The following is a 10170-nucleotide window of genomic DNA, read 5'->3' on the forward strand; positions in this document are numbered from 1 at the left end:
CGACCGGCCGGCCATCGAGCGGGCGCGGCCGGGCCGCGCCGTACCGAAGGGAGCGCCGACGTGGGCGCCACGACAACCCCCCGAGCGGCCCGCCGCGGCCCGGCCGTCCCCGCGCGGGCCGTGCTGAGCAAGGTCCCGCAGGTGACGGCGGTGTTCTGGGCCGTCAAGGTCCTCACCACCGGCATGGGCGAGACCACCTCCGACTACCTCGCCCGGGTCCTGGGCCCGGTGCCGGCGGTCGGTTCGGCCGGGCTGCTGCTCGCCGTCGCCCTGTTCGCGCAGGCCCGCACGCGGCGGTATGTCCCGGCGGTGTACTGGACGGCGGTGGTCATGGTGAGCGTGTTCGGCACCATGGCCGCCGACGTCGCGCACGTCGCCGTCGGGGTGCCGTACGCCGCCTCGGCGGCCGGGTTCGCCGTGGTCCTCGCCCTGGTGTTCGCGCTGTGGCGGGCGACGGAGGGGACGCTCGCCGTGGAGACGGTCGCCGGCGGTCGGCGCGAGGTCTTCTACTGGTGCGCGGTCATGGCGACGTTCGCGCTCGGCACCGCCGTCGGCGACCTGACCGCGGCCACCCTCGGCTGGGGCTACCTGCCCTCGGGGCTGCTGTTCGCCGCCCTGATCACGGTGCCCGCGCTCGCCCACCGCCTCGTCGGGCTCGGGCCGGTGCCGACCTTCTGGTGGGCGTACGTCCTCACCCGGCCGCTCGGCGCCTGCTTCGCCGACTGGGCCGGCGTCAGCCACGCGCGGGGCGGTCTGGACCTCGGCACCGGGCCGGTCAGCCTGGTCCTCGCCGTGGTGATCGTCGCGGCGGTGGCATGGCTGAGGGCGGCAGAACGGCGCGCGTCCCGGGCGTCGGGCGTTCGCACTCCCTGATCGCGGGATGTCCGGAAATAGCCGGATGTCCGTCATGAACGCTTGCGTTCCCCGTCTCCCGGGACCGGTGTCGGTGGGAGGTGAACGAATCCCTCCCCTCCCACCGTTCGCTCCCGAGCCAGCGGGGAACCCGCCTGTTCCCTGGGAAGACGGTGGTGTCGTCGAACTTGCCGGCCCCCGCGTCAGGAGCGGTGTAGACGCCCACACCGTGGCTGGTAGTCAGTGGAATCCAACGCCCATCGGAACCGTGGCGATTCGGGTTCGGGTCGGCGGACGCATGCGAGGCCACGCACACGTCGGATCCCCCGAGCCATCCGCGAGATCGCCGGGCGATCCCTCAGACCGCTTCTCGTGGCTCACCGTCCACCGGCGGCGGGCCCGGGACTACGAGACCAGCCCGGCCCGCCCGGAGGCCGTGATCCGCTGGGCGATGATCGGCATCATGGTCCGCCCCGGATCGTGCCGCCGAGTGCCGAGCGCCGGGCCGCGTGAACCGGACGGCGATCCCCTGTCGTGATGGCTGTGCCGGTCGGGCAGGTGACCGCACCGCCGGCGGTGTCGACCCGGAAGTCCTCCAGGACGAACGGATCGCGCACCGGCCGCGAGCCCCGCCCGACCAGTTCCGATCGGGCGGGGCCGCATCGCGAAAGCGCGTCCAGAGCAAATGTGCCGCCTACTGCAGAAAGTCGAGCGAACGGTTCAGTGGCCATGCACCGTCGAATCGGGCGACGTCACAACCCGGCCAGTCAGAGGATGACAAACTGCAGAGATCCCACGGGGGGCCGTGAAATCATGGTGTGCACCGCTCGCTCCTGAGAACTCCCGGTGATGCCACTGCCGTCCCCCGACTGGCAGGTGATGACTGCCGACGCAGTGACGGAGTGTGGCGGTATGTTCGTGAACGGCTGATTCAGCGCAAAGAAGCCGGATGGAATGGACGATTTCACGTCCGCCTGTCGCGTCTGCCCGCCGACGGTCTCTTGACGTGTGTGGGGTGGAAGTCAAGCCCGACAGGGGCACATTGCGCGACCCCGACCACCTCGACCCTCGCACTGTTCGGCCATGCACTTGCAGACGTGGCAGAGATGGGTACGACAATGAGACTCACTAGCAGCGCCGCAAGGACATACCCGAGGCGACGCGCATCCAGGTAAAGTCGCAGCATGACAAACTCCGAGTTGTTCCGGATTGCAGCCCCGGTACCATGCAACCCCTTCGGCTGCCCAACTGTCAACGCCGCACTCAGAGTTGCCTGAGGCCGTCATTATCGACACAGCGTGACATGACAGATCGTCGACCAGGAATCATCTCGGCGGCCGAATCAGAGACGACAATCGAGTTTTGACTCCAATTAAAAAGAGCAAACCTGGAGCGATCTTCAAGTGCCAGAAAACTGGCTTCTGTCCCGGTCCCGGGGGCACCACCGCAGCCGGGGACCGCGGAAGCGGGAGACGTCAGACGCCGGTGGTCTGGTCGATGAGCATCTCCACAAGACCGTCACGGCCTGCCGAACGCAGTCGGCGAAGCTGGCGGGCTGCACCGTTGCCTTCGCGCAGCAGTCGGTGCAGCACGGGGACGACATGCCGGTCCACACCGCTATCGGTCATCGGACCGGTGTGATCGAGCAGCCGCGCTACGGCGTCGTCGGGGTTGGTCAGGCGGCCGGAGAGCGGGTCGAACACCGTGCCCGTGCAGCCGTACCGGGCACTGTGCCACACGGCGGCCGACAGGACCTCCTGTTCGATGGGCGGGATCCCCCGTTCGGCATCAGCGTCGGCAAGGGTCCGAGTGGCAAGGGCCCGCACGAGACCGGCGAGCATCACCGCTTCGTCGGCCCGCAGCTGGACGTCCATGGCGCGGATCTCGACAGTGGGGAAGTGCTCGGACAGACGGATGTGCCAGTAGACCTGCCCGAGGTCGCGGATCAGACCGCTCTCGACCAGGAGCGTGGTAAGTCGGTCGTAGTCGCCGGCGTCGTCGAAGACCGGGGGCGGTCCGCTGACTGGCCAGCGGCCGAAAACCAGGGTGCGCCAGCTCGCGAACCCGGTGTCGGTGTTCTGCCACAGCGGTGAGTTCGCCGCAAGTGCGATCAGCAGGGGCAGCCAGGGGCGCAACCCGTTCATCACCGTGACGCCGGCCGCGCGGTCGGGAATGCCAAGGTGGACATGCATGCCGGTGATCAGCTGCTCGTCGGTGAGCAGCCGGGTGTCGGTGTGCATGGTCCGGTAGCGGACGGTGTCCGTCACCGGGACGGGCAGGCGATCGTTGAAAGGCGCCGCTGCGCACGCGGCCAGGCGGCAGCCCTCCTGCCGGGCTGCCTCGCCGAGGGCCAGGCGCATGCGCAGCAGGTGCCCGCCGGCTTCCTCCAGATCGCGGCAGACCGGGGTGGCGACCTCCAACTGCGCCTGGAGAAGTTCTCGCTGGACCTCGCCATGCTCCAGGGCGGGCTGGAGGCCGGCGGCGCGGCGTACCTGGGCAGCGCGGGCCGCCGGGAGGCCGGTAGCCGGGTCGAGCAGGAGGTATTCCTCCTCGATGCCGAGGGTCAGCATGCCAGGCACCTACCCGCGCGGGGCACGTACATGCGGCTGACGTGTGCCGTGGACGACCAGCGCCGTGTCGGCGAGCGCCACCCCGTAGCCAAGGGACGGCCTCGGGCCGGACCGAGGTACACAACCCATGGAGCGGAGACGTCCGGCAGATCACGGCCCCACAGTGGGCGGATTCTCGCTGGTCAGGGTAGCGGGACGGCGTGCAGGCACGTGTGCAGGCCCGGCCCGGGCTTCGGCACCCACCGGACGTGCGCCTCCCGCCCTCGCGGTCAGGGCGAGACGCAACGGAGCGAAGTACATGCTCTCCATGGCCTGGCGGAAGTCCTTCTCGCACAGGGCCTGCATCGGGCCGACCCGGATGATTCCAGCACTGTTGACGAGGAGGTCGAGCAGGCCGAACCACTCGTGCACCGTTTCGAGCGGCCGGCAGGGGCGCCAGGGCCGGTGATGTCGCAGCTGAGGGTGGCGGCGTCGGCTCCGGCGGCCCGCAACTGCCGCTGGCCCGGCCGAGGGCGTCCGCGTCGCGCGTGCAGAGCATGACACGGGCCCCGCGGCGGGCCAATGCACGGGCAATGAGCAGGCCGAGCCCCGCGGGAGGAGCCGGTGGACAGCGCGGTGCGGCCTGCGAAACGGTGCGGTCGTGGCGGGTCGTGCGGTCCTGGCGGGCTCCCGGCTCTCGGGGTACTGCAGCTCGAACTCCCGGCGACACGCACTCGGCCGTACGCGAGATCGCCGCAGCCGAAGTCGCCGGTGTTCCCGCGGATCCCCGGGCCACCCGGGCGGCCTGCTTGGATCCGGATGTGGACCGCGCACTGAGACGGATCGCAGGGAACTCCTCGATGGTGCGGGCGTTGTCCGGGCGCGTACGACATCGAACTGCGCAGATCACTCCGTAGGGCGCTCCGACAGTTTGCCGGGAACGGGTGGCCGACGGACCTTGATGACGAGGGCGGCGATGACGACGGCCAGGGCGGCGAAGACCAGGCCCATCTGGAAGGCGCTGGCGATGCCGTGCACCAGGACCTGTGAGGAGTAGGGCTGGGGGAGTTGTCCGGTGGCCTTGAAGCGCAGGGCTTCCTGTGGGGTGGCCTGCTGGAGGAACTTCCCGACCTGCTGCTGGGCCTCGTTGCGGCTGGCGGTGCCGAAGACCGTGATCAGGATCGACAGGCCCAGGGAACCGCCCACCTGCTGGGTGGTGTTGAGCATGCCGGTGGCCGCGCCGGTCTCGTGCGGGGCGACGTGCGAGACGGCGGTGAGCATCACCGGGACGAAGATCGAGCCCATGCCGAAGCCGAACAGCAGGGTCGGGCCGAGGATGCCGCCGACGTAGGTGGTGTCGATGTCGATCTGGCTGGCCCAGGCGACTCCGGCCAGCACCAGGACCGAGCCGGTGACCAGGAACGGCTTGGGACCCCAGCGCAGTTGGTTGCGGGCGGCGAACTGGGCGGCGGCGATGATGGCGACGCTGATCGGCAGGAAGGCGAAGCCGGCCCGCAGCGGGCTGAACCCGAGGATCTCCTGCACGAACAGGGTGATGAAGAAGAAGATGCTGAACATCGCCGCGGCCACGCACAGCATCAGCCCGTACGCGCCGGAGCGGTTGCGGTCGCGGAACAGGTGCAGTGGGGTGATCGGCTGCGGGACGCGCCGCTCGTTGAGCAGGAACGCGGCGAGCAGGACGACGGCGAGGCTGAACGAGGTCAGTGTCACCGGGTCCGTCCAGCCGTGCTCGGAGGCGCGGATGAAGCCGTAGACCAGCGAGACCATGCCCGCGGTGGCGGTGAAGGCACCGGTGAGGTCGAAGCGGCCGGGGTGGCGCTCGGACTCGTTGATGTAGAGCGGTGCCAGCAGCGCGATCGCGATGCCGATCGGCACGTTGACGAAGAACACCCAGCGCCAGGAGAGCCAGGACGTCAGCATGCCGCCGAGCAGCAGCCCGATCGCGCCGCCGGCGCCCGCGACGGCGGAGAACACGCCGAAGGCCCGGTTGCGCTCCGGGCCCTCCTTGAAGTTGGTGGCGATCAGCGCGAGCGCGGTCGGCGAGGCGATGGCGCCGCCGAGGCCCTGCAGGGCCCGGGAGGCCAGCAGCCAGCCTGAGGAGGTGGCCAGCCCGGCGAGCAGCGAGGCCGTGCTGAACACCAGCACGCCGACCATGAACACCCGTCGGCGGCCGAGGATGTCGCCCGCTCGGCCGCCGAGCAGCAGCAGCCCGCCGAAGGTCAGGGTGTAGGCGTTGATGACCCAGGACAGGTCGGTGGTGTTGAACTTCAGCGCCTGCTGGATGTGCGGCAGCGCGATGTTCACGATCGTGATGTCGAGGACGACCATGAGCTGGGTGGCCGCGATGACGGTGAGAGCTATCCCTGGGTGCTGGCCCCGACGTGCGGTCGCGGGCGGAGCCGTGGCCAGGGCACGCGAGGTGACCATGGCAGGTTCCCCAATGGCTCGGGAGCGAACGATGGGAGGGGACGGATTCGTTCACTTCCACCGACACTAGTCCCGGGAGATAGGGAACACAACCGTTCATTACGGACAAGCAGCGATTTCCGGACAATCGCGCCGGCCGCCATGCCGGAACGCCGCAACCGGGCAGGTCATCGACGGTTTGTGCGGCGCACAGGACGGCGGGCGGCCCGGAAAGCGCGCGTGATCACGACTGCGACCGCCCCGTCGGCGAGGTCGCCGCGCGTGCGGTCGGACCTTCGGTCACGCCCCGTCCGCGGGCGGTGATCATCCGGCGCCCCGGACAGCGGGCACCATCGACGACCGACCGGCAGGGCAGGCAACCGGCGACCTCCAGGAGCCCTTGGCGCTCACCCTCGCCATCCCGGTGCGCCCCTTGTCCGCACAGCCAGAGGAACGGTGATGGTGCCGATCCGCGCCTGAACCACAGCGCCATGGACGGCGCTCCCCACCATCCGGCTGGTCACGGTGTACACCTTCGCGCCCGCTTGCCACCGGCTCGACCCTGGCCGCCGCGATCACCGACCTCGCCATCAAGGTCCGCACGCTGCCGACGGGCGGCCGGCGTCAGCACTTCGGGGGGCGGCGCTTGACAGGGCGTCGGGGGTGGCGGGAGAGTCTTATCCGCAACGGTTTTCATCTTCGATAACCGTGGCGGACGGCTGCTGCCCGCCCGGGTCCACGCTGCGCGCGCGGCAGTTGCCACACCCGTAGGACCTTCCGCACGTGCGCCCCACTCCCCGAAAGAGGACACCCATGTCGCTCGACGTCTCCCCCACCCTCCTCGCCCAGGCCCGGGAGGGCCGCGTCGACGAGGCCGACTTCCTCGAAACCGTCCGCGCCTCGCTCCCCTACGCCTACCGGATCGTCGCCGGGCTCAGCACCGAACTCGCGGCCGGTGACGACGAGTTCACCACCGACAACACCACGCCCAGCGACGAGCAGCGCGCGCAGCTGCTGCGCGCGCTCGCCAGCAACGCCATCCGGGGCAGCCTGGAGGACCACTTCGGCGTGAAGCTCGCCTTCGTCAACTGCCACCGCGTCGGCGCGTTCCGGCCCGGCGCCGAGGACAGCGAGGCGTACCGCGAGTTCACCTCGCTGCACAACCAGATCCGCAACCAGAGCCCGGAGCTGCGCAGCTGCTGACCGGCACTCGCGTGTGCGGGGTCACCGTCCGGGCGGTGGCCCCGCACGCGCGTCGCCGCGTCGCCGTGTTGCCCTCCGTTGCGGCCCATGGCCCTCCGTCGCGGGCGGTGGCCGTCCGTTGCGGCCCATGGCCGTCCGTTACTTCCCGTTGCTTCCCGTTGCCGTCCGCTGTCAGGATCGCGTGCCGATCTTGTCGGGCCGGGAGGTCGACGCTTACGTTCGGAGGGCACCACCGGTCCGGCCCTCCCCCCGGGGGGCCTCCTCACACCCCGCGGAGCCGCCCACCATGTCGCCGGACCCCCGCCCACTGCGCAAGCTCGGCTTCCTGACCATCGGCCTCTTCGACGAAACGGACCCGCGGCGCGGCCACGAGTCCACCCTGGAGCTCATCGGCCTCGGCGAGCAGCTCGGCTTCGACAGCGCCTGGCTGCGCCACCGCCACCTCCAGTACGGGATCTCCTCCCCGGTCGCCGTCCTCGCCGCCGCCACCCAGCGCACCAGCCGCATCGAACTCGGCACCGCCGTCACCCCGCTCGGCTGGGAGAACCCGCTGCGGCTCGCCGAGGACCTCGCCACCGTGGACGTCCTGTCCGGCGGCCGGCTCAACCCCGGCTTCAGCGTCGGCCCGCCCACCCACTACGAGCACGTGCGCGACGCCCTGTACCCGGACACCGGCGCGCACGAGGACTTCAGCCCCCGCCGCGCCGAACGGCTGCTCGCCCTGGTCCGCGGCGAGGACGCCTCCGACGTCTCCGGCACCGAGGGCATCGAGGTCTACTCCCGCCGGGTCCAGCCGCACTCCCCCGGGCTCGCCGCCCGGCTCTGGTACGGCGCCGGCAGCCTCCGCTCCGCCCGCTGGGCCGGCGAGCAGGGACTCAACCTGCTCACCAGCAGCGTGGTGAAGGCCGAGACGGACGGAGCCGGGACGAACGGAGCCGGGACGGACGCGCGCGTGGCGGACGGGACCGGCGGGGGCAACCGGACCGACGAGGGCGCGTTCGACTTCGCCGCGATCCAGGCCGCCCAGATCCGCGCCTTCCGCGCGCGCCACCCGGACGGCGAGCGCGCCCGGGTCTCCCAGGGCCTGGTGGTCATCCCCACCGACAGCGCCACGCCCGAGCAGCGCGCCCACTACGAGGCGTACGCCCTCGCCCGCGCCCCGCGCACGCTGACCCCGCAGGGTCCGGCCCGGCTGCTGTTCGCCCCCGACCTGGTCGGCACCTCCGAGGAACTCGTCGAGCAGCTGCACGCCCACGCCGGGTACCGGGAGGTCGACGAGGTCGCGTTCGCGCTGCCGTTCACCTTCGAGCACCGGGACTACGTGCAGATCCTCACCGACCTCGCGACCCGGCTCGGACCGGCGCTCGGCTGGCGCCCCGCCCCGGCGCCCGACGGGGGCTGACCGCCTCGCGGGCCACCTCGGACCGCCTCCCGCACCGGCGCCCCCGTCGCCGGCTGCGGACCGCTCCGGACCACTCCGGGACCGGCTGGACCGGCCGGACCCGCCGGTCGCTTGAGGACGCCAACAACCGGGCATTCGGAGGGAGTTCACCGCAACCACGGCGGACGGCGCAGCGTCCTCAGCCGGTACGGACGCACGGCCGCCCCGGCCGGACGCCGACACGGGGAGACCACGATGGGGCCCTACGGCTCGGCACCCGCACCGCCACCCGCACCGCCACCCGCCCTGCACCCCTGCCCGCGCTGCGGCCTCACCGACCGGATCCGCGGCGTCCCGGCGGTGTACCACGCCGGGCGGAGCAGGGTGACCTCCCGGCACCCGCAGGGCGACGTCGGCCACCGGACCCGGGAGGTCGTCTCGGACCTCTCCCGCGCGCTGGCCCCCGCACCGATCCGGGACCGGCCGCCCGGCCTCACGATGCTGGTCCTGGGGGCCGTCACCACCGCGATCGCCGTGTTCGCCTTCATCGCCGGAAACCTCGCCCGGACCTTCGACGACGACGAACCGGGGTTCGCGACCCTGCAGGACCAGGGCCACCAGGCCTTCGAGGTCCCCGCCGCGATCCCCGTCATCGCCCTGTTCGTCGCCGCGGTCTTCTTCGTCACCGGCGGCGTGCTCAATGCCTCCGCCACACGCGAACTCGCCGGCCGCCCACGCGCCGAGCACCTCTGGGCCACGGCCTGGTACTGCGACCGCTGCGGCACCGTCCACTTCCCGCCCGGCCGCGGCCTGCCCGCCGGCGCCCTGTCCCTGCGGGAGTTCCGCCGCGTCGTCTGGCACGCGGGCGGCTACGGTCATCTCGTCCGCGGCGACTGAGCCCGCCGGGCGTCAGAACTCCGCAGTGTCCGGTTCCAGTCCGAACGGCTCGGGGAGCCGCACCGGGACCCCGAACGGGTGCGGTCCCTCGACCCGGGTGTAGCCGAGCGATCCCGGCTGCGAGAACAGCGTGCAGGCCCGCTCCTGCCGGTCGACCAGCAGGTACAGCGGCGCACCGAACTGTGCGTACCGGCGGCGCTTCACCGTGCGGTCGGTGTCGCCGTCCGAGGGCGAGGTGACCTCGACGACGAGGACCGTCTGATCGGGCAGCAGCGCACCCGGATTGTTCGTCGCCAGTTCGACCGGCACAAGTGCGAGATCAGGGCTGAAGTAGTTCTCCGTGCCCGGCAGATCAAGGTTGCCGGAGCCTGCGCGCAGGCCGAGTTCGCGCTGCCGTGGCCCGATCTGCAGCCGGATCAGATCGATGGCGGTCTCGCGTTCCCAGGACGGCGACACGGGGGTGATGACTCCCTCGATGATTTCCACGCGCTCACCCGCGATGTGCTGAATCGCGTACTTGAGGGCCTGCTCCGGGTTCGGCACACGGCTGTAGTCGCCCGGGCCGATATGCGCGGTGCTCACTGGGGCTCTCCTGTCCGGCGCCGGTCCACGCGCTCGGGGGCCGCTCCGCAGGAAGAGTACCGGTGCTTCGCTGCGGCATCAGCGCACTTCACCGGTGCTCACCCTGTCGAATCAGGACAACCTCTGGCGCATGACTAAGCGCTTGCTTAGACTCGGGTGGTCGAGTTCCAGAGCCGAATGCGCACCAGGAGTCTCAATGACTGAGTCAAGCCGTCTGCGCGACCGGATCGGGGGTGAAGACCCGGTTGTCGCGCAAGAGTGCCCACAGGACGCTGACCC

The 10170-nt window shown here is 71.1% G+C and carries 7 protein-coding genes; 4 read left to right on the forward strand and 3 right to left on the reverse strand.

Annotation, left to right across the window (positions count from 1 at the left end; genetic code table 11):
* Positions 1–120: 120 nt before the first annotated feature.
* Positions 121–873: a hypothetical protein gene (locus AB0D10_RS22475; protein WP_360259135.1), complete on the forward strand. Its 753-nt coding sequence runs from the start codon at positions 121–123 to the stop codon at positions 871–873.
* Between the two features lie 1454 nt (positions 874–2327).
* On the opposite strand, the gene AB0D10_RS22480 is transcribed toward AB0D10_RS22475, so the two are convergent.
* Complete coding sequence (locus AB0D10_RS22480; RefSeq protein ID WP_360259120.1) at positions 2328–3422, reverse strand: glutamate--cysteine ligase; 1095 nt, start codon at positions 3420–3422, stop codon at positions 2328–2330.
* Positions 3423–4307: 885 nt separating this feature from the next.
* Positions 4308–5849, reverse strand: coding sequence for an MFS transporter (locus tag AB0D10_RS22485; protein ID WP_360259122.1), 1542 nt, complete (start codon positions 5847–5849; stop codon positions 4308–4310).
* Positions 5850–6641: 792 nt separating this feature from the next.
* Here AB0D10_RS22485 and AB0D10_RS22490 point away from each other — a divergent pair.
* The 3 genes from AB0D10_RS22490 (at position 6642) to AB0D10_RS22500 (ending at position 9309) form a co-directional block, all read left to right on the forward strand.
* Positions 6642–7031, forward strand: coding sequence for an SCO5389 family protein (locus tag AB0D10_RS22490; RefSeq protein ID WP_360259124.1), 390 nt, complete (start codon positions 6642–6644; stop codon positions 7029–7031).
* Positions 7032–7317: 286 nt separating this feature from the next.
* Positions 7318–8433, forward strand: a complete 1116-nt coding sequence (locus AB0D10_RS22495) for an LLM class flavin-dependent oxidoreductase (protein ID WP_360259126.1) — start codon at positions 7318–7320, stop codon at positions 8431–8433.
* Positions 8434–8667: 234 nt separating this feature from the next.
* Positions 8668–9309 (forward strand): hypothetical protein, encoded by a 642-nt coding sequence (locus AB0D10_RS22500; protein ID WP_360259129.1) that lies wholly within the window; start codon positions 8668–8670, stop codon positions 9307–9309.
* 12 nt (positions 9310–9321) lie between these two features.
* On the opposite strand, the gene AB0D10_RS22505 is transcribed toward AB0D10_RS22500, so the two are convergent.
* Positions 9322–9852 (reverse strand): Uma2 family endonuclease, encoded by a 531-nt coding sequence (locus tag AB0D10_RS22505; protein WP_360259131.1) that lies wholly within the window; start codon positions 9850–9852, stop codon positions 9322–9324.
* Positions 9853–10170: the final 318 nt, after the last annotated feature.

The sequence above is a fragment of the Kitasatospora sp. NPDC048545 genome (genome assembly GCF_040651155.1).
GTDB lineage: Bacteria > Actinomycetota > Actinomycetes > Streptomycetales > Streptomycetaceae > Kitasatospora.

Bases quoted from the DNA above. Each gene is read 5' to 3' on its own strand.
- AB0D10_RS22480 (WP_360259120.1), bottom strand. From the start codon at position 3,422: ATGCTGACCCTCGGCATCGAGGAGGAATACCTCCTGCTCGACCCGGCT.
- AB0D10_RS22485 (WP_360259122.1), bottom strand. From the start codon at position 5,849: ATGGTCACCTCGCGTGCCCTGGCCACGGCTCCGCCCGCGACCGCACGT.
- AB0D10_RS22490 (WP_360259124.1), top strand. From the start codon at position 6,642: ATGTCGCTCGACGTCTCCCCCACCCTCCTCGCCCAGGCCCGGGAGGGC.
- AB0D10_RS22495 (WP_360259126.1), top strand. From the start codon at position 7,318: ATGTCGCCGGACCCCCGCCCACTGCGCAAGCTCGGCTTCCTGACCATC.
- AB0D10_RS22500 (WP_360259129.1), top strand. From the start codon at position 8,668: ATGGGGCCCTACGGCTCGGCACCCGCACCGCCACCCGCACCGCCACCC.